The following is a 19843-nucleotide window of genomic DNA, read 5'->3' as shown; positions in this document are numbered from 1 at the left end:
TCTTTTCTGATCAGGAAGGCCAAAAGAGACTTCCGGTATTTGCACCGAAAGTCTCTATTACTAAGCAGGATTGCTATTTGTCCAGTCATGTTACATGTAAGACAGAAACATGGTAGCAATGCCGAAATAAATAACAAGCGATAGAATATCATTAATCGTTGTGATCAATGGGCCCGAGGCAACAGCTGGATCAACCTTGAATTTATACAGAATCAATGGAATGATTGTGCCGGCCATCGTACCCACGATAAGCGTTGCAATTAATGAGCTACCAACCACGAATCCAAGATACATATTGCCCTGCCAGAGGTAGGCGATTAGTGCGATCAGAACTCCGCATATGATCCCGATCATTAACCCAACCTTCAGCTCTCTGGCTAACAGCCGGAGCACCACGGATCTGGTCAATTGCTTCGTTGTCAGGCCGCGCACAATGACCGCGAGGGACTGTGTACCGGTATTCCCTGTCATCCCTGCAATCATAGGCATGAAGAAGGCCAAGGCCACAACCTGTGCCAGCGTCTCTTCAAACCTGGAAATAATGGTCCCTGAGATCAGACCGATGAATAATAGCAGAATCAGCCAAGGCAATCTTCGATAAGCAGCAACGGTTGCTTTGGTATTGAAGTTAATGGTTTTACCTCCGGTAGCGTTCATTTTACGAAAATCTTCATCCGCTTCCTTGACGATGATATCGAGGACTTCGTCGACCGTCACGATGCCGACAAGACGCTCATCTTTCTCAACGACCGGGATGGCAACCATATTGTATTTTTGGATAAGGAATGCCACTTCTTCCTGATCTGTATCCACGGGTACGGACAGAACGGGGCTGTGCATAATTTCCACGATATATTGGTCCGGTTCGGCCAAGATAAGTCCTCGGTATGAGACGACTCCCAGTAGCTTCCTATCCTCATCAATCACATACAGATAGTTGATTGTTTCCGAAATGGAGGCATAGCTTTTTAGCTTCTCTACCACTTCTGAAACGGTGTAATGCTGCGGAATCCACACATAACGGTTGGTCATGATCCGGCCTGCAGTTTCAGACGGGTACTCTATCATATTCAATACGAATTGGGACTCTTCTTCGCGCATCCCCTCAAGGAGTTCTGTTTTTTGCTGGATTGACAGGTCTTGGAGCAGAACCGCCAGATCCTCATTATTCATCCAATCCAACACGAGTGCTGTTTTTTCTTTACCCAGCTTGTGGAACAGATCAATTTGCTTGTCGTGATCCATAATCAGGATCAAGTCCGTAAGCTGTTCCACGTTAAGAAACTGTAAAAAAAGGAACTGTTCCGTGTCACTTAATCGGCTATGTACGTATGCCAGATCAGTAGGAAGAAATTCATGAATGATTCTTTGAAAATCATTGGATGTCTTTGCTTTCAGACTTTCTTTAATAACCGGCATTCGTCGTTCTATGGTACGAGAATTCATGCCAAGGGCCCCCTTTCTTATTCCGAATAATGATAGTGAAAGAATGGATGACGTATAATAGGGTTCACCATAACAGCTACTTATTAAACAGTCAAATGATAGAGAGTGAATGAAATAGGATTTAGGTCGGATGGTGGCAACAACAGTCATAAAGTTAAAGACGGTTGCAATTTCAAATAAGATATATACGCGTATATTGATGAATAGGGGAAAGCATGGTGAAATAACGCAAAGGCCGTGGAATTGGACATGGTGGAGGAAGATCATGATGACATAGACCCATATCGAAAGAGTTTGTTATAGTTAAGTTATCATGTCTGTTGTTTAATACAGAAGAAGAGATTGATTATTCAGGATGTTCGGGGAGGAACCAGATGAAGCCTATAAATAAATTAAGTATACAAGATGAAATTATCGGTTTTTATTTATTAAAAGAATTGAATATGAGGCAGACCAATGGTACACCGCCAAAAGATTATTTCGATATCGTGCTTGCGGATGCCAGTGGGCAAATATCGGCGAAATACTGGGATGTGACGGTCCAGGACAAGGAAACATTTCTGCCGATGCAATTAGTCAAAATTCAGGGTACCGTTCTGAGTTATCGGGATCAGCCGCAGGTCAAAATCAGTCGGATTCGCAAGGCCACCGAAGAAGATGGAGTTTCGTTAACCGATTATGTGCGAGCTGCTCCGATCCGTCCCGTTGACCTGGTGCATACGATTAATCTGACCGTAAATGAAATAAGAGAGCCGCAGATACGAAGCATCGTGCAGTACTGTGTTACGAAGGTGGAAGAAAAGCTGATGCATTACCCAGCGGCGAAAACCTATCATCACGCCTATTACGCGGGGCTTGCCTATCATATCGTCCGCATGCTGGAAATCGGCGATTTCATCTGCAAGCAGCGGCCGTTCTTGAATCCGGATTTGATCAAAGCCGGTATTATCCTCCATGATATCGCCAAGCCGGAAGAGATGATCGCACAGATGGGTGTCGTCACGGACTATAGCAACCATGGTAAGCTGATTGGGCATATTGCTCTTGCCTCCAACTGGATTGTGGAGGCTGCCATTTCGCTGGATATCCCGCTGGAATCCGAAGTTGTACTAGGTTTGCAGCATCTCGTGCTTTCCCATCATAATCTGGGAGAGTGGGGGAGTCCGGTCCAGCCGCAAACGGCCGAAGCCGTTGCGCTGCACCACATCGACAATCTGGATGCCAAACTGCAAATGGTAGAAGATGCACTGGATACAACGATTGAAACGGAGCCTTGGACGCCGATGATCCGCGGGCTTGACAATAAGGCGATATATCGGTTGAAGGTATAACGATGAGGCCCCCCTTGATCCATTGGATCATAAGGGGGGCCTCTTTATTTCTGCAAGTGGACGATCATGTTTCTTGGATGGGCAGCGTAAAACGCACGGTTGCCCCGCCAGATGGATTATTCTCCGCATAAATCTCTCCTCCATGATGCTGAATCAGCAGCTTGGCAATATATAATCCAAGCCCTGAGTGCCCTTTTTGTCTGGAGGAATGACTCTCCCCTTGATAAAACTGCTTGAATACCAGCTGCAGATCCTGCGTCTCTCCAAAGCCTGTTCCATTATCTGTAATAGCCATTATCACCTGCTGCCTGGTGATTTCAATCTGCCATTGAATCACACCGATTTCAGGCGGCGTATACCGAATACTGTTTGAGACAAGGTTGTCTAGGACCTGAATGATGCGATACGGATCGAAGATGACAGGAGTTTTGACCGTTCGGTTATCGTTAATTTCAGTATGAAAGGCGATGCTCTTGTTCTTGCATAAAGCAGCGTATTCGTACGTTTTATCATTCGCCAACTCTTCAATATCTACGGGGAGCGGCTGGAGCTTGAATGACATCTTCTCGAGTTCTGTAATGGTGTTCATATCCTGCAAAAGTTTTGAAGCACGAATGGTGTTGCGCCTGATCACTTGCAAATATTGTGCTCTTTTGGCAGCGTAGGATTCTCCCTTCATCTGCTCCATACCCTCGACATGCCCTTGAATAATCGTTAGCGGTGTACGCAGGTCGTGGGCAAGCGCTGCAAACATGGTGCTTCTTTCTTGTTCCATTCTCCACTCCCGCGCAATGGATTGCTCCAGCTCCTGGCGCATGTCTTCAAAGGCATTGGTCAGCCGGTTTACTTCGGTTATGGATGATGTTCCGGTCATGGAGAAACGTAAATTTCTCGCCTTAATCATTTCAGCTCCTTGCAGCAGCTGCTGCAATGGAGTGCTGATCATCCGGCTGAACCGCCTTCCGAATATGAAAGTGAACAAGATGATATATAGGAAAGGCGTTATGAAAAAGGTTAGGAACCCTATGGTTACCATGGGATTAAGCGCCGGATTGGCTGCAGTCACTTTGAGATTGTATCCTAGCAGAAGCGCACCTATCAATTCTCCTTTTTTGGATAAAACGGGTGTATATTTAACGACCTGGTTGAGGCTGCTGTGAGACTGGTTCAAGCGCGCTATTATTTTCTGCCCGGTAAGTGATTCTCTAATCTGAAGATCTCCATACAGAGTCTCACCTGCAGGTGAGACAACAAGATAATTCATGCCATGAGAAGGGATGAGCTTCTCTAAGCTTGCCTGCCCTTGCCGATCCATGATAGAATCGCCGCGGGTTTTTGCGTACTGTGTTATAGCAGGAATTTGCGCTTCGTAATGGTTCGCCGGGTGCGCAACATTGTGATTGAACAAGTAGCCGAGCAGCAGCACCAGGAATCCCCACGTCAACAGAGTAGCCAGTAAGCTGCAGGCCAGGATGGAGACGAAGTGTCGGGCAAACGTATTTTTAATGGAGCGATGTTTGGTCATTTGGGATCCCACTTGTAGCCGATGCCCCATACCGTTTGAATATAGGTGCGGTCTTGTGCGTAAGCGGCCAGCTTGGCCCGGACTTTCTTGATATGCTCCGTGATCGTGGAATCGTCACCCTCCGCATCGAATCCCCATAATTTCTCATAGATTTGTTCCCTGGAAAAAACCTGCCCCTGATGCATGGCCAACAATTCTACGATCCGATACTCTTTATTTGTAAGGGAAATGTCGTGTCCATTGCAGTTCACAGTATGTCCTTTACAATCAATCGTTAGGGATGGGAATCGAAGGACGCCTTGTACTTTTTGCATATAGATTCGCTGCTCTCTCCGCAGATGGGCATGGATTCTAGCTTTTAATTCAGCGAGGCTGAAAGGTTTAAGCAAATAGTCATCTCCGCCTGCGGCCAAACCTCTAATACGGTCCACTTCACTCTGACAGGCACTTAGAAATACAATGGGACATTGCGTTGTTTCTCTAAGCTGCTCGCATACTTCAATGCCGTTCATCTCAGGCATCATCACATCGAGTATAATCAGCGAAGGCTGCTGTTTGCTCTGAATCAAGGCATCCCGCCCGTTGGCCGCAGTCAATACATGATAGCCTTCTAGCTCCAGCGCATCTTGTATAAAAGAAATGATTTCTTCTTCATCATCCACTAATAGGATCGTTTCGTTTGCCATACCAGTACACCCTCCAAGAACTAGCTATAAAAAGATCTATCTTGTTATTGTACACGTCATTTCTAAAGAATGAATAAAGAAGTGGACTTAATATTCAGTAGATCAAGCATCACTACGCATGCGGATCATTCTTCCGATCGCTGTTGCCCCCAGATTTCTATCATTCAATTATTAATTGTTGAAATCCGGGTGCAAAGGCGACCGCTGCCGCTTCTCCAGAACGATTCCGCCTTCTCCGTTGAAGTAGGACACTTATAGTAACAAATAGCGAGATTTATTATCTTTATCCTTTCTTTATGATTGTACCTTAATCTGGGAGCATCATAATTAGGGGGTACGAGAATGGCATTGAATTCACAATCAAGAATAGAGCTGATTGACAGCTTGAGAGGGTTTGCACTATTAGGCATATTTTTGGTCAACATTTCCTTTTTCACAACATCGCTACAGACGATTTCGTATGGGGTTGATTTATGGTCTGGCTGGTATAATGAGCTGGTATTGCTGCTGCGAGGAATTATCATTGACGGCAAATTTGTACTCATTTTCTCTTTCTTGTTTGGTTTTGGGATGGTATTGATGCGGGAGAGTGCTCAGGCAAAAGGAAGAAATTTCAACCGCATTTATATCCGAAGATTGATAGCGTTGTTATTGATCGGATTGCTCCATGGGATCTTCATCTGGTATGGAGACATTCTGACACACTATGCGCTAATGGGTTTTCTCCTCATGCTGTTTCAGCGATGCAAGCCGAGAACACTGCTGATTTGGTCATTGTCCCTGCTGCTGATCGTACCAATCCTAGTGACGGGCGCAAGTCTGTTGAGCGACTCAGCAAGTCAGGCTTTTGACCCGGTAAGCCAAGCGGATGTTCGTCAGATAGGGATCTATTACCAGGAGCGGGATGCAGCCATTTACGGTGCAGGGACGATGACCCAGATCATCATTCAGCGGGTAAATGATTACATTGGCTCCATCTTTAATATGCTGCTCTTTTATCCGCAAATATTAGGCATGTTCTTAATGGGGGCTTACTTCTGCAAACGCCGGATTTTACATGATGTTCAAGAGAAGCGAAAGGGAATTATACAATTGCTCATTATTGGAGGAGGTATTGGGCTTGCCCTTCAACTTGTATTATCGCTGGTGAAAGGACTTCCGTTCTGGGGGGAAGCTGCAGCTTTGTTCGTAGGCGCGCCACTTCTAGCTCTGGCCTATATCGGAATGTTTGCACTTTTATACCAATATAAACTGTGGAAGAAGGCCCTTCATTGGTTTTCCTACCCAGGGAAAATGGCCTTCACGAACTATCTGTTACAATCGGTCCTGTGCGGATTGCTCTTTTACAGCTACGGCCTGGGATGGTACGGAACGATCGAGCCGATCTGGCAAATGCTGATTGTTGTCGTCATATTTGCTCTGCAAGCGGTGCTTAGCCGGGTTTGGTTAAAGAGGTTCCCGATCGGACCGCTCGAATATGTGTGGCGCCTGTTCACTTATTGGGGAAGCCCGCTGAATCAAGGGCGGAGAGGGCAGGCCCAGCCCTTGCATGCAGCAAAATGAAATACATCTTCACTGCATCAAAGCATGCAAGCTTTAAATAAAACCCTTGCATTTCTGATTCAGGGTGTAATACAATGCTTCTAAATTCAAAACGATATGGTTAAACAAGCGATGATGGAAAGAGTAAGCGAAGGAACATTCCTGACAGGAAAGGGCTGCCACCGACTGAGAGCGCCCGAGTGAAGGTTTCCCGCCGAAGTTCATTCCGGAGCTGGTATTCTGAAACGCTGCATGTTTCATGCAGGCGCACGTAGGTTTACCCGTACCCTTGCGTTAAGAGGTTCAAGTGAGATGTGTTTGCTTTTTTGGCATATCTAATAAGGGTGGTACCACGACTCCTCGTCCCTTTCCGGGCGGGGGGTCTTTTTGTTTTTATATACTAGAAAATATGAGGGAGAGATTGTGAATGACTCAACGTTTGGAACAATTAAGATCGGAGCTTGATACCGTTAATCTACAGCTGCTCGAGCTGTTGTCGGAGCGGGCGAGAATCGCGCAGGAGATCGGTCAGGAGAAACAAAAGCAGGGAGTTCCTGATTTTGATCCGGTACGCGAGAAAAAAATGTTGGATACTCTGGTGGAGCATAACCAAGGTCCTTTTGATAATGAAACGGTGCGTCATTTATTTAAACAGATTTTCCAGGCCTCCTTGAAGCTGCAGCAAGTCGATCACAAGAAGCATTTGCTGGTGAGCCGGAAGAAGAAACAGGAAGATACGCTGATTCAGCTGGGCAGCACCATCATTGGCGGCGGCACGCCGGTCATGATCGCAGGGCCATGCTCCGTTGAGAGTTATGAGCAAGTACGCCAGGTTGCGGCTGCCCTGAAGGAAGCGGGCATCACTGTCATGCGCGGAGGTGCGTTCAAACCGAGAACATCCCCTTATGATTTCCAAGGCCTCGGGGTTGAGGGCCTGAAAATTCTGAAGGAAGTGGCGTCCGAGTTCGGGCTGAAGACGATCAGCGAAATCGTGGACCCTGCGCATATCGAGCTTGCGTGCGAATACATTGACGTCATTCAGATCGGTGCGCGGAACATGCAGAACTTTGAGCTGTTAAAAGCGGCGGGCGACGTTCAGACGCCGGTGCTGTTGAAACGCGGTCTTGCGGCTACGATCGATGAGTTCGTGCACGCTGCGGAATACATCGTGTCCCGCGGCAATACACAGGTGATGCTGATCGAACGCGGCATTCGCACGTATGAGAAAGCGACGAGAAATACACTCGATATCTCGGCTGTGCCGATTCTGAAACAGGAAACGCATCTTCCGGTGCTGGTGGATGTGACGCATTCTACAGGCCGTAAGGACATCTTGGCTCCTTGTGCTAAGGCTGCGCTGGCTGCAGGTGCAGACGGAGTCATGGTTGAGGTGCACCCTGATCCGGCTACCGCACTTTCCGATGCGGCACAGCAGCTGAATATTCCGGAATTCCATGATTTCCTGACTAACGTGAGGAAGTCCGGATTGTTGTAAAAAGCGTCTTTTAACATCTGGAAAATGAAGGGTTGACAAATCGCCATTCATTCCCTAAGATAGTTATCAAAATTCATATTGAAATGTTTTGATTAGAAATAGTAAAAGCGAAATGACTTTTCAGAGAGCCGTTGGCAGGTGCGAAACGGTAACGTCGTTCCCTTTGAACTCGTCTATGAACAGCTGCCTGAACATGTAGGGTTAGCCGGAGTTCCACCGTTACAGGGATAGATGGTGATGGCCATCGAAGAAGATCATTTTGCATAAAATGAATTAGAGTGGTACCGCGGGTTCAACCTCGCCTCTATACGTAGAGGCGGGGTTTTTTGTTGGTTAAATTCCGGGTTTAACCAACCCTGCTTGATATAGATAAACCAAGATCAGCGACCAAGGAGGAATTCCGAATGGAACGAAATATTATCGTATTGGACACAACCTTGCGCGACGGAGAACAGGTTCCGGGCGCCAAATTGAACGTACAGCAAAAAATCGAGTTTGCGCAGCAGTTGAAGCGGTTGAACGTCGATATTATCGAGGCGGGCTTTCCCGCGTCTTCGGCAGGAGACTTTCAAGCGGTTCAGGAAATCGCCCGCACCGTGGGCGACAGCGTCTCAATCACTGCGCTTGCGCGCGCGGTGAAGGGCGATATCGATGCCGTATATGAAAGCATTAAGCTTGCGCAAAACCCGCTGATTCATATCGTGCTCGGTACCTCGAACATCCATGTGGAGAAGAAATTCAACCGCTCCAAGGATGCCGTGCTTCAGATGGGCGTGGATGCCGTGAAGTATGCCAAAACGCTGCTGCCTCAAGTTCAGTATTCGACGGAGGACGCATCCAGGTCCGATTTTGAATATCTGTGGAAAACGATCGAGGCCGTGGTAAAAGCCGGGGCAACGATGATTAACGTGCCGGACACGGTCGGTTATGCCGTGCCGGACGAATTCGGCGAGTTGATCCGCAAAATCAACGAACGCCTGAAAAACCTGAACGATCAGGTGATCCTTAGCGTTCACTGTCATAACGACCTCGGACTTGCTACGGCGAACACGCTCAGCGCCGTCCGGAACGGCGCCCAGAAAGTGGAATGCACCATCAATGGTTTAGGGGAGCGCGCCGGCAATACTTCGCTAGAAGAAGTGGTCATGGGACTGAAGGTCCGGGAGAATCATTTCAAGGCATCCACCAACGTCCAGCTCAAGGAGCTGATCCGAACCTCACGATTGCTGACCCATTTGACGGGCCTCGATGTGCAGGTGAATAAAGCGATAACAGGCGAGAACGCATTCGCGCATTCGTCCGGTATTCATCAGGACGGTCTGCTGAAGGATAAGCAGGTCTATGAAATTATGTCGCCGGAGGAAGTCGGCGCCGACAGCATGGAGCTGATCCTGACGGCGCGTTCGGGACGGCATGCGTTCAAGAATGCGGTGGAGAAGCTGGGCTTCGAGACGGGTGAAGGCGAGGATTTTGAAGCGCTGTTCGAGAAATTCCTGCTGCTGGCCGATGCCAAGAAGGAAGTATATGACCATGACGTCTTTTATCTGGTAACCCAGCACCGCACCCATGAAGAAGTCAGCAGCCATCTGTACGAACTGGACTCCTTCCAGGTTGTCACCAATGATCTGTATCCGACGGCAACCGTGAAGCTGAAGAAAGGCAGCGAGACATTCAGGGACAGTATGGTGGGGGATGGTCCGATCGATGCGCTGTACAGTGCCATTAAAGCGTTGGTCGGTTTGGACGTGCAGTTGAAGGATTACAAAATCAACAGTCTGTCGAGAGGAAAAGAAGCCATCGGCCGAGTGAACATCCGTATCGAATACCAGGGTAAAATCTATTCCGGGCGCGCGATGGATACGGATATCATCAAGGCCAGCGCGCTGGCATTTCTTAACGGAATCAACGCGGTCTTGCTTGATGCCGGCCACGATTCGCAGGCGCAGGCGCAAGCGCCGGTGAGTGCACGATAATAATGCCATCGTAAGGATCCAGATGGTTGATTACGATCGGGGGTTGTCGGATATGGAAGCTTTAAAAGAAAGCGCCCAGCGGGTTCAGAATATTTTGGCCGAAATGGGTTACAGCAATCAGGTTTCTTTTTCAATATGAGACGGTTTGGGCAGCGGCAGGACATCCGAAAGCCGTGTTTGCCTGTACGTCCCATGAGTTGGCTGCGTTCACCAAAGGGCAAGTAATAACGGTAACGTAACATAAATGAAAGAACCGACTTCGCGTAGCCCGGGAGTCGGTTCTTTTTGTGCGTTGCGTAAAGTAGCGTTGATGACGGCGTTTCGATCCGGGTATATAACGGCCAGCATAGGAAAACACAGGCTAGCTGAAAAAAGTACATGTCAACCGACGGGATTTGAATGGTATTATGAAAGCGTTTTATAACCTAAGGTGATACTCTTCGGGGGGGAGCGGGCTATCCGGCTTCATTCAAAGCTGGGCAGACTCGAAATTCGGGCAGTCATGTAGAAGCAACTGGATAGGCAATCTGCGTGAATAAGGAAGGAAGCGATGTGGATGAGGGTGAAGGAGCTTGAGAAGCTGACCAATACGTATATTCATCTGACGATGCTTCCGCTGAAGGATTTCGATAGCAGCAGGTTAAACAAGAAACCGGAGAAATCAGGATTGACATATCGATAAATCACGATATAATGATACCTATGAAACCAATCGAAGTTTTTAAAGCATTGTCCAATGAATCGAGGCTTGAAATATTGAATTGGCTCAAGGATCCGGAACAACATTTTACGCCCCACGAAGGGATTGATATGAGGAAAGTAGGGGTATGTGTAAGCCAGGTGACCGAGAAGCTGAATATGACGCAGTCCACTGCATCACAATATTTATCGATTCTGCATCGGGCAGGTTTGATCCAGACGGAGCGGCTTGGGAAATTCACATATTACAAGCGGGATGAAGATGCTATTCGGGAAATCGTTGAGTATTTGAAGCAAGAAATATAGCACAGGAACTGAATATTCTTTATGAAATAAGGAATATTCAGTCCTTTTTTATCTTACACATCTATATATCGTGATATGTATTTTTATTGGTTTAATACATCGACAATTTGTGATATGTAAATACAACTAAAGGAGTGGAATCATGACTAGTGCTTGGAAGATTTATTTATTGGCAATCGTCAGCTTTCTAGTGGGAACATCGGAATATATTGTATCGGGAATTTTGGATAAAATTGCGGACTCATTAGGAATTACCATAACAGCAGCAGGTCAGCTTATTACGATTTTCTCTTTGGTTTATGCCCTCATGACCCCTGTACTTATGGCACTGACAGCTAAGGTGGAAAGACGGAAGCTGTTGGTTTACTCTTTGGGCATCTTCGTGATCGCCAATATCTTGTCATTTGTTCTTCCGGGATATGTCCCGTTTGTGATCGCGCGAGTTGTTATGGCGATTGGAGCAGGCATGGTAGTTGTAACCGCACTCGGAATTAGCGCCGAAATTGCGCCGCCAGGCAAACAAGCGAGTTCGATCGCCACTGTCATCATGGGATTCACGGCTTCTCTCATTATAGGAGTCCCTCTTGGACGTGTCGTGGCTGCTGCTTTTGGTTGGAAATCGGTATTTGGGTTGATTGCCATCCTGGGCGTTATTTCAATGTTTATCCTGAATAAGACGGTTCCAAAAATAAAAGGAGATGCCCCCGTTCCACTGCTCCAGCAATTCGCACTGCTCAAGAAGCCTAAAGTGGCACTTGGCTTGGCGATTACATTCTTCTGGTTGGGTGGGTATTCGGTTGCCTATACGTATCTGTCTCCTTATCTGCTTAACGTCAGCGGGTTAAACGAAAAATGGATCAGCCCAGCTCTGTTTGCCTTTGGTATTGCCAGCCTCATTGGATCTAAGCTCGGTGGCTTCAGTACAGACCGCTGGGGAGTATCTCTTACATTGTCCGGCGGCATGCTGCTGCATATTCTCGCATTGATCGTTCTGACCTTTACTCATGCAGCGGCATCTGTTATTCCCGTGTTTGTTATTCTTGTGATATGGTCGTTAGCTGCTTGGTCATCCGGTCCGACACAACAGTATAACCTCGTCCAGCTCGAGCCGGGTTCATCTGGAGTCATGCTTGGCTTGAACCAGTCAATGATGCAGTTGGCTATGGCTGCAGGAGCAGGGATCGGAGGGATTGCCATCGAGCAAATATCCTTATCGTCTACTGCCTGGATTGGTGCTGCGGGCGTTGCGATCGCCATGGTCGTATCGATTGTGCTGTTCCGATTAAGGAAACAGGAGAGATTGAATATGCAGAAACTTGAACAATCGATGGGTACACACCAGTGACTCTTTATCTATCGTGAAAAAACATGGAATTGAATTGGACTTCTATGGAAGCAAGATACGCTTAATCACTGCTTCATATTTCACACACAGAATTTAAGAAACGAACCAGTCACGGGTTCGTTTCTTTTTTGTGAGACGGGTAAAGGTCTTCATGTTAATTGTGCTGCTATTAAGGATTGGTATAAGGTACGCTTGTTATCATGTCAATAAAGTTTAGAGCTGTTCGGGAGATATGATGGTCCTTCAGCCAGATCAAAGCAGTGGATGCGGTGGCGGGGATATCCTTGATTTGAACGGCATGAACAGATTCAGGCAAAGATTGTTTGATCAGAGTTTCGGGAACGATCGCCATGCCGAATCCCGAATCGACCAAGCGCAGCAACAGCGAAATGTCGGAGCATTCGGCAACGATGTTCGGCTGGAGCTTCTGCTCCGAGAAAGCCATGTGAATTGTATAGTATACGCCCAGCCCTTCCGTGCTAGGGAGAATAAGCGGATGCTGCGCAATATGGGAGAGCGATATCTCGCGTTCGATGGCTGGATCCGCTGTAAGCATATAGTAGGACTCGGTCTGCAGATGAAGGATCGAGAAATCATCCAGTTCCAGTGGTAGGCGAACGACGGCTAATTCGAGCGACCGGTTTCTCACCAGCTCGCAGAGCTGATACGACTCATTTTGCTGAATTTTATACGAGACTTGGGGATATCGTGCTTTGAACTGATGCAGCCATGACGGCAGCTCGACCGAGGACAGGGTGTTGATGCCGAGACGGAGCGTGCCCTTGTCGCCAATTCCAACCTCTTGAACCTCAGCTTTCGCCTCTTCCATGAGCTGTGTCATCTGTAGTGCATATTTGTACAGGGTTTTACCGGATTCGGTGATTTCCAGCCGCTTTCCTCTGCGATAGACCAATACAGCGCCCAGCTCTTCCTCCATAGCCTTCAACTGCTGACTGAGAGGTGGTTGAGAGATATGAAGCCTGCTCGCGGCAAGAGAGATCGTACCTTCCTCCACGATGGCGATAAAATAACGCAGCTGTCTGATATCCATAAAATGTCGCAATCCTCCTTGTATATGAAAAACCTTAGTAAGTTCAATTTTTTAAGTATTTTTCATATGGTTCCGTCTCATGTTAGCATAACCATATACACGATAGAAAGAGGAGGGCGTATTGGAGTGCTGCGTTTATCAGCGATTCTATTGGTCCTGTTCCTGTCGGCTTGTCAACCAAATCCGGAGAAAGATGAGGTGCAGAATATGGAACGTGAACTCATTAAATATGCCGAACAGGGCAATACGGAGCGTGTGCGACAGCTTCTACAGTCCGGCGCCAGCATCAATGCGACGGATGAGCAGGGGAGAACAGCGGTGATGGCAGCAACCTACCGCAATCATGTCGAGACGGTAAAGGCATTGATCCAGGAGGGCGCTGATATCAATATTCGGGACCATCAACGAAATAATGTATTTTTATATGCTGGTGCAGAAGGGATGGCGGAAATCCTGCAATTGGCGATCGAAGCTGATGCGGATGTGACGTTAACGAACCGTTATGGCGGGACGGCTCTCATTCCGGCCTCCGAGCGCGGGCATGTAGAGATTGTGCGACAGCTGCTGACCCAGACCAACGTTGATGTGAATCATGTCAATAATTTGGACTGGACCGCTCTGCTGGAAGCTGTCATTCTAGGTGACGGCAGCGAGAATTATCAGCGTATCGTTGAGCTGCTGCTGGAACATGGGGCGGATGCCCGGATTCCCGACGGGAAAGGTGTAACTCCCCTGCAGCATGCCAGGGAGCGGGGATATCAAGAGATCGAACAGATTATATTAAATGCAATTAATGAAGAACAAAGCGAATAGAAGGCAGGTATAACCGAAGAGGAGATGAACGCTATGAGTGAACATAGCACAGCATATTGGCTTCTGAATGTCCGTCTGGAAACAGGTTACCGCTATGAAAATGATGTCGTGACCGAAACTGAAACGGGACTTTTTCATATGAAAATAGAGAATGGTACCTTTGCTGAGATCCTTCCGGCGGATGCTGTGCCTGATACGCTATTGCCGACACGGGACATGAAGGGGGATCTGATGCTTCCTTCATTTAGAGATATGCATATCCACCTGGATAAAACCTACTATGGCGGTCCTTGGAAGGCGCCAACGCGTCCGGCCCACGGTGTATTTAGCAGGATCGAAGAGGAAGAAAGGCTGCTACCCGAACTGCTTCCTACTGCCAAGCAAAGAGCAGAAGGTTTGCTGGATCTGCTGCTGAGCTTTGGGTCTACCCATATTCGCTCTCATGTCAATGTGGATCCTGTCGTTGGCTTGAGAAATTTGGAGGCCACCTTGAAGGCAGTGGAAGGATACAGGGAAAAGGCTTTTGTCGAGATTGTAGCGTTTCCTCAGCACGGCTTGCTCCGCAGTCAGTCCGTATCCCTGGTCAGGGATGCGCTTCGAAATGGGGCAGCTCTCGTAGGCGGCCTGGACCCCGCAACGATAGACGAGAATATGGAGAAATCGCTCCATACCGTGATGGAGCTGGCCGTTGAAGCGAATGCGCCTATTGACCTGCATCTGCATGAGCCGTCTCATGTCGGGCTCAATACCTTTAAACGCATAGCCGACCTTACGGAAGAGGCGGGTTGGAATGGAAGAGTTACCCTCAGTCATGCGCTGGCTTTCGCTGATATCTCCTCAAGCGAGGTGGACGAAATGGCGACTCGACTGGCAAACCTAGGCATTTCGGTTACCTCCTCCGTACCGCTGGGTCGAACCATTCCGATCCCACAGCTGCAGCGCTGCGGCGTAGACGTTTCGCTGGGGCAAGACAGCATTATGGACCATTGGTCTCCATTTGGCAAAGGGGATAATCTGGACAAAGCGGGTACGCTGGCCGAACGCTTCAATATGAGCGATGAACGTTCGCTTGGACAGGCTCTCGGGTTCATCACGGGAGGTGTGACCCCGTTAGACCGAGATGGCGGCTACGCTTGGCCTAACGCCGGGGATGCAGCGGACGCGGTTATCGTAGAAGCCAGCTGCTCTGCCGAAGCCGTTGCCAGAAGGTCACGCCGACGGCTCGTGCTGTTCAAGGGTAACCCGGTTTATGAATCATTGTAAAGATATAGGTAAACACAAAAGAGCCTGGCGCGTTGTTTGCAAACATCGCGCCAGGCTCTAGATATCTGTTAGGAGATTTAGATTAAGATATATGCCATTATGTTGTTACGGCCGCTCCGCTGTGTCGTGCAGTTCCAGTTCAATAACGGTATTGCGCTTGTCAGGCAGCGGATACGTAAAGTGTTCAGGTCGGGCAAAATTCACGAAGGCATCTTCAACGAATTCCGCAGCGCTCCATGGGCGGCTAAGGAATAATTCATAACCGTCAGCTAGCAGCCTTGCCTTCTTCACTTTGTCGGCCATGCCGATCAGATTGATTGGTCCAATGGACTCCTCAAAAACATGGGCGTACAGTTTATTCCCTTTTTGCGTGTAGCGTCCCCACTCCGGCTTTGGATAATCAGCAGCCGCGCAGCCATAAATACTGTCACTGTTCTTGCTCATCCAGTCACCAATCTCCGCCAATATATCGAGGCTCTCCTTAGGGATATTGCCTTTTGCATCGGGTCCGACATTCAGCAGCATGTTGCCGTTCTTGCTGACGCACTCTACCAGCTTACGGATAATCGTGGTGGCCGATTTGTAGTTGCGGTCCGCTGCGGCATATCCCCAGTTGTTGTTCAGCGTAATGCAAGCTTCCCATGGGATCGGGGCACCTGTCACATCGACGACGCCATGCGGCGGGATAATCTGCTCAGGGGATGCAAAATCACCGCTATAAACAGAAGGCTCGGTGGTATAGATGCTGCCGCCGCTTTCGCCACTGCCCTCGAGGCGGTTATCGATGAGGATGTGAGGCTGGAGCTCGCGAATCATGTTCATAAGCTCGGTGGCGCGCCACACTTCACTGCGCATGTCATCATAGGAGAAGTCAAACCACATAATATCAAGTTTGCCGTAGCCCGTCAGCAGCTCCCGAACTTGCCCATGCATATAATCCAGGTAACGGTCGAAATTTTTAGGATCGCGTTTGAAGGCTTCATTCGCCCGCATGGGGTGAATGCGGTCCCCATATGCAGGATAGTCTTCGTGATACCAGTCGATCAATGAGAAGTATAAGCCGACTTTGAGACCTTCTTCACGGAAGGCATCCAGAAATTCCTGCACAAGGTCCCGGCCTGCCTTCGTGTTTGTAGCTTTATAGTCCGTCAATTTGCTGTCAAATAAACAGAATCCGTCATGGTGCTTGGCTGTCAGAACGGCATATTTCATGCCTGCCTTCTTGGCAGCTTTGGCCCATTCGCGAGGGTTATAATCAACCGGATCAAATTCATCGAAATACGTCTGATAGTCTTCGATGCTCATCTGCTCCGAGCTTCGGAGCCATTCGCCTCTGGCGGGAATCGAGTAAAGCCCCCAGTGGATGAACATGCCGAAACGGTCGTTTTGGAACCATTTCACACGCTCGGTTCGGTCGTGGATGACTTGGTTTTGTGGAGCGGTAGTTTTTGTCATTTGTCAAACCTCCGGTTGTTGGAATTGTCGAGTTTGATTTTATCAAGAATGTGATAGTATGAATAGAGAATTACTTAACTCTGGCGGGTATTATAATAACTTTAGAGGACAATGGAAGATGAAGAATGAACGAAGTGGACATGAAGCCATTCAGCAGATGCTCCTGAACATGCAGGTTCAAATCTGGGAAGCCGAGAGAACACAATGCTGGCCGGAGTGGAAGGAATTTGACTACACCGTGTCTTACAACAAGCTCTATTTTATTCTGGATGGAGAAGGATGGGTAAAGATCGGTGATGAAGAGCTGTATCCCGTTCCGGGACAGCTGGTTCTGATGCCTGCACGCACCAGGCAATCCTATTCTGTCATCAGCGGACGTCCCTACCTTAAATACTGGTCGCATTTCTCCGCAACGGTGGGCGACTCTGATGTGTTTTCCTGGCTGAATGTGCCCTATTGCTATGATTTGTCGGGGAGCGCGGAGATGCCTGCTTTGTTCCAGCAGCTTGTAGATTCGCATCGCTCCGAATCAATCGCTGCAAGATTGAGAGAAAAGTCGGTGATGCTGGAGATTCTATCCCGGGTATTCGAGCATCAGCAGCCGCAGATCCATGCGGATAAGATGGAGGATATGGGCCGGCTTCACAAAGTACAGCAGTACATTAAGAATCACCTGCATGAAGAGATAACCCTGGAGCAGATGGCAGGAACGCTGCATTTGCATCCGAATTACTTTATTAAGTATTTCAAGCGGCATTTTGGGATTACCCCGCAAAAATATTTAAGCCTCAAGCGGATGGAGCAGGCGAAGCTTATGCTGAGGACAACTCCGCTGAGCATTAAGGAAATTGCGGACGCAACTGGATTTGAATCGGCGAACTATTTCTCCAAAACGTTTCGTAAAGAGGTCGGCTACAGCCCCTCCGAATACCGGAACAACATATAGCATAGCAAAAAGAGGCCGTTCCTGAATTTCGATTCGGGAGCAGCCTCTTTTTTCATGACAGGAAATACCTAAACCCCTTTACCACCAAGCGGTTTAAGCTTTAGCGGCTCCGCGCCGGCGATCAGCGGCCGTCCGCGCTGCAGCAGCTCTGACGTATCGGCTCCCTGCAATGAAGCGGCATGGGCATCTTGGCTGCTCCACAATTCCGTAACCCATACGGCATTGGGATCACTGTCCGAGACGTTCACGATATAGAGTTCACAGTCTTCGTTATCGCTGAGCAGCGCTGCTGCTTCGAGCAGGATCTCCGCAAGTTCATCCCGTTTGCCGGGATGGGCGATCAGCTTTCCGTACATGGCGAATTTCTCCATCGTGGTTCACCCTTTCTTATTGGTCATGTGGCTTAACATGTGTTCATAATGGAGGCCCATGCTTGTCGTGATCTCTGTCAGCTTCAGGACAAGAGAAGCGGGCTCCTGAATGGTTAAAGCTTTGCCATAGGGGAGAAGAAAATAGGGAACGTAGGACGTCAGTGAAGACGTATCCAGTCGGAAATGAACTTCTCCATCCTGCCGTTTGACGAGGGTATGTCCAAATAACCAGTGCTGACATAGTTCATTCAGGACATGCTCATGGCCTTGGATGACAACATCGATCAAGGGTTCATGGCTGTCTGGACCGGGCAGAAGACTGCCAAGCAATGCTTCCTTGGCCGAGAAATCAGCAGGCCGTTCAAATACAAGTTCTGTCTGCTCCAATCCCATGATCCGATCCACGCGAAAATTGCGAATCTCATGTCGCAGATGGCAGAAGCCGGCTGCATACCAGTGACCTTTCCAATGGATAATGCCGTAGGAATCGAAGTTACGGGTCATGCTGTCGCCTTCCCTGCCCTTAGAATACGTCATCGTCAGTGTTTGCCTATGCGCCGCGGCACTCTCCAGCGTCTGAAGCAGCGGCCGAAGCCCGTCGTGGACAGGAGGCTGCAATACCGAGACGCCGCTGCCGTGCCGTTCGATATGAGAAAGCTGCTCCTCGTTCGTATAACGCTTCAGCTTGCCGATTGCCCGCTCCAGTGCGTCTGTATACGGATAGCCGGATTCTTTGGCAAAAATCGAGGCATGCACCAGTGCTTTCTGCTCTTCCGCATCAAACATCAGTGGAGATTCCGCAAACTGCCCGTGAATCCGAAAGCCGCCGTTCGGCCCGGAATCGGCAATGATCGGCGCACCGCTGGCGCACAACGAATCGATACAGCGGTATACCGTTCGAACATGGATTTCCAGCTCATCGGCGATTTGCTGCGCGGTCATCTTCTTGCCTGAGCGGAGCATCCACAGAATCGACAGCATATTATCCGCTTTGGACATCAAGGCAGGCTCCTTCCATTAGCAATGATCTACAGTGTTGAATTTAATTCGATTGTATCTTTTTTACACGAGCGGGTCCATGCCCTTGTCGATCCAAGAATCGTAGTTCGGACCGTAGATCTCGGGAATCCGTAGGCCGGCTTGTCTCATCAGCACCGTCATCTGTCCGCGGTGATGCGCTTGATGAATCAGAGTAAAATGCAGGAATGCCGCATTTGTCCAAGGCTCTCCGTCGAATTCACGGGTAGCAAGAAGATCCTCCTCGCTCCATTGTGACTGAACCGCATCCAGAAGGGCATGCCGGACCTGACGGTAGTTATCCCGAATTTCGGCTGCCGAATGAGGAATTTCCTGCTCGCGAGACGGGCCCTCAAATTGCAAACCGAGCATGGTCATGTACTGAATGGACATCACCAAATGCCAGGCCAGGTGACCGAGCGTGCGATGCTGGTCCGTCATGGCGGTTTTAAGGGAATCGTCTGTCAAAGTCTCCATGACTTGTTCCGTTATATGCGCCTCTTTTAACCATTCTGTTGTAAAATCCGCTTTGCTTATGTTCATGTGTTAACCCTCGCTTTGGTTTAGGATGTGTGCTGC

Annotated in this window: 19 protein-coding genes and 1 other annotated feature; of the genes, 11 read left to right on the top strand and 8 right to left on the bottom strand. The window is 48.6% G+C overall.

What is annotated here, in order from left to right:
- Window positions 1–90 precede the first annotated feature (90 nt).
- The gene (gene mgtE, locus AM231_RS16240; RefSeq protein ID WP_054403440.1) at window positions 91–1446 is read right to left on the bottom strand and encodes a magnesium transporter; all 1356 of its coding nucleotides are present in this window, start codon (window positions 1444–1446) and stop codon (window positions 91–93) included.
- A 374-nt stretch (window positions 1447–1820) separates the two neighbouring features.
- On the opposite strand from mgtE, the gene AM231_RS16235 reads away from it, so the two are divergent.
- Entirely contained in the window at window positions 1821–2777 is a 957-nt protein-coding gene (locus AM231_RS16235; RefSeq protein WP_053492053.1) for a 3'-5' exoribonuclease YhaM family protein, read from the top strand.
- A gap of 64 nt (window positions 2778–2841) precedes the next feature.
- On the opposite strand, the gene AM231_RS16230 is transcribed toward AM231_RS16235, so the two are convergent.
- Window positions 2842–4302, bottom strand: coding sequence for a sensor histidine kinase (locus tag AM231_RS16230; RefSeq protein WP_054403439.1), 1461 nt, complete (start codon window positions 4300–4302; stop codon window positions 2842–2844).
- Window positions 4299–4988 (bottom strand): response regulator transcription factor, encoded by a 690-nt coding sequence (locus AM231_RS16225; protein WP_054403438.1) that lies wholly within the window; start codon window positions 4986–4988, stop codon window positions 4299–4301. Before AM231_RS16225 ends, AM231_RS16230 begins: the two co-directional genes overlap by 4 nt.
- 342 nt (window positions 4989–5330) lie before the next feature.
- Here AM231_RS16225 and AM231_RS16220 point away from each other — a divergent pair, with 342 nt between their 5' ends.
- The 7 genes from AM231_RS16220 (at window position 5331) to AM231_RS16200 (ending at window position 12348) form a co-directional block, all read left to right on the top strand.
- Complete coding sequence (locus AM231_RS16220) at window positions 5331–6551, top strand: DUF418 domain-containing protein (protein WP_054403437.1); 1221 nt, start codon at window positions 5331–5333, stop codon at window positions 6549–6551.
- Between the two features lie 406 nt (window positions 6552–6957).
- Window positions 6958–8025 carry a bifunctional 3-deoxy-7-phosphoheptulonate synthase/chorismate mutase gene (locus AM231_RS16215; RefSeq protein WP_054403436.1) on the top strand — a complete coding sequence of 356 codons (1068 nt, stop codon included), beginning with the start codon at window positions 6958–6960 and terminating at the stop codon, window positions 8023–8025.
- A gap of 79 nt (window positions 8026–8104) precedes the next feature.
- Window positions 8105–8334, top strand: a binding site (T-box leader).
- Between the two features lie 95 nt (window positions 8335–8429).
- Window positions 8430–9998: a 2-isopropylmalate synthase gene (locus AM231_RS16210; RefSeq protein WP_053492058.1), complete on the top strand. Its 1569-nt coding sequence runs from the start codon at window positions 8430–8432 to the stop codon at window positions 9996–9998.
- A complete protein-coding gene (locus AM231_RS29555; RefSeq protein ID WP_207383583.1) occupies window positions 9988–10137 on the top strand; it encodes a hypothetical protein in 150 nt (49 codons plus the stop codon). The genes AM231_RS16210 and AM231_RS29555 overlap by 11 nt, the downstream gene beginning before the upstream one ends.
- Window positions 10138–10554: 417 nt before the next feature.
- Window positions 10555–10680 (top strand): hypothetical protein, encoded by a 126-nt coding sequence (locus tag AM231_RS30240; RefSeq protein WP_278044627.1) that lies wholly within the window; start codon window positions 10555–10557, stop codon window positions 10678–10680.
- A 20-nt stretch (window positions 10681–10700) separates the two neighbouring features.
- A complete protein-coding gene (locus AM231_RS16205) occupies window positions 10701–11003 on the top strand; it encodes an ArsR/SmtB family transcription factor (RefSeq protein ID WP_054403680.1) in 303 nt (100 codons plus the stop codon).
- A gap of 142 nt (window positions 11004–11145) precedes the next feature.
- On the top strand, window positions 11146–12348 hold the full coding sequence (locus AM231_RS16200) for an MFS transporter (protein WP_054403435.1): 1203 nt from the start codon (window positions 11146–11148) through the stop codon (window positions 12346–12348).
- Between the two features lie 169 nt (window positions 12349–12517).
- Here AM231_RS16200 and AM231_RS16195 read toward each other — a convergent pair whose 3' ends face one another.
- Entirely contained in the window at window positions 12518–13399 is an 882-nt protein-coding gene (locus tag AM231_RS16195) for a LysR family transcriptional regulator (protein ID WP_054403434.1), read from the bottom strand.
- 126 nt (window positions 13400–13525) lie between these two features.
- Here AM231_RS16195 and AM231_RS16190 point away from each other — a divergent pair, with 126 nt between their 5' ends.
- Both AM231_RS16190 and AM231_RS16185 read left to right on the top strand, forming a co-directional pair.
- Complete coding sequence (locus AM231_RS16190) at window positions 13526–14212, top strand: ankyrin repeat domain-containing protein (protein WP_054403433.1); 687 nt, start codon at window positions 13526–13528, stop codon at window positions 14210–14212.
- Window positions 14213–14245: 33 nt separating this feature from the next.
- Window positions 14246–15475: an amidohydrolase gene (locus AM231_RS16185; protein WP_054403432.1), complete on the top strand. Its 1230-nt coding sequence runs from the start codon at window positions 14246–14248 to the stop codon at window positions 15473–15475.
- Window positions 15476–15580: 105 nt separating this feature from the next.
- Here the strand turns inward: AM231_RS16185 and AM231_RS16180 are convergent, their stop codons facing one another.
- Window positions 15581–16930 carry an alpha-L-fucosidase gene (locus AM231_RS16180; protein WP_054403431.1) on the bottom strand — a complete coding sequence of 450 codons (1350 nt, stop codon included), beginning with the start codon at window positions 16928–16930 and terminating at the stop codon, window positions 15581–15583.
- Window positions 16931–16988: 58 nt separating this feature from the next.
- Between AM231_RS16180 and AM231_RS16175 the strand changes: the two genes are divergently transcribed.
- Window positions 16989–17876, top strand: a complete 888-nt coding sequence (locus AM231_RS16175; RefSeq protein ID WP_242615177.1) for an AraC family transcriptional regulator — start codon at window positions 16989–16991, stop codon at window positions 17874–17876.
- A 68-nt stretch (window positions 17877–17944) separates the two neighbouring features.
- Here the strand turns inward: AM231_RS16175 and AM231_RS16170 are convergent, their stop codons facing one another.
- The 3 genes from AM231_RS16170 to AM231_RS16160 form a co-directional block, all read right to left on the bottom strand.
- Complete coding sequence (locus tag AM231_RS16170) at window positions 17945–18247, bottom strand: putative quinol monooxygenase (protein ID WP_053492066.1); 303 nt, start codon at window positions 18245–18247, stop codon at window positions 17945–17947.
- 6 nt (window positions 18248–18253) lie between these two features.
- Window positions 18254–19246, bottom strand: a complete 993-nt coding sequence (locus tag AM231_RS16165; protein WP_054403430.1) for a helix-turn-helix transcriptional regulator — start codon at window positions 19244–19246, stop codon at window positions 18254–18256.
- A 63-nt stretch (window positions 19247–19309) separates the two neighbouring features.
- Entirely contained in the window at window positions 19310–19807 is a 498-nt protein-coding gene (locus AM231_RS16160) for a DinB family protein (RefSeq protein ID WP_053492068.1), read from the bottom strand.
- Window positions 19808–19843 lie beyond the last annotated feature (36 nt).

This window comes from Paenibacillus solani (assembly GCF_001277345.1).
Lineage (GTDB): Bacteria > Bacillota > Bacilli > Paenibacillales > Paenibacillaceae > Paenibacillus_AQ > Paenibacillus_AQ solani.
The sequence above is the reverse complement of the archived record's forward strand: the minus strand, read 5'-3'. Positions and strand labels throughout refer to the sequence as shown.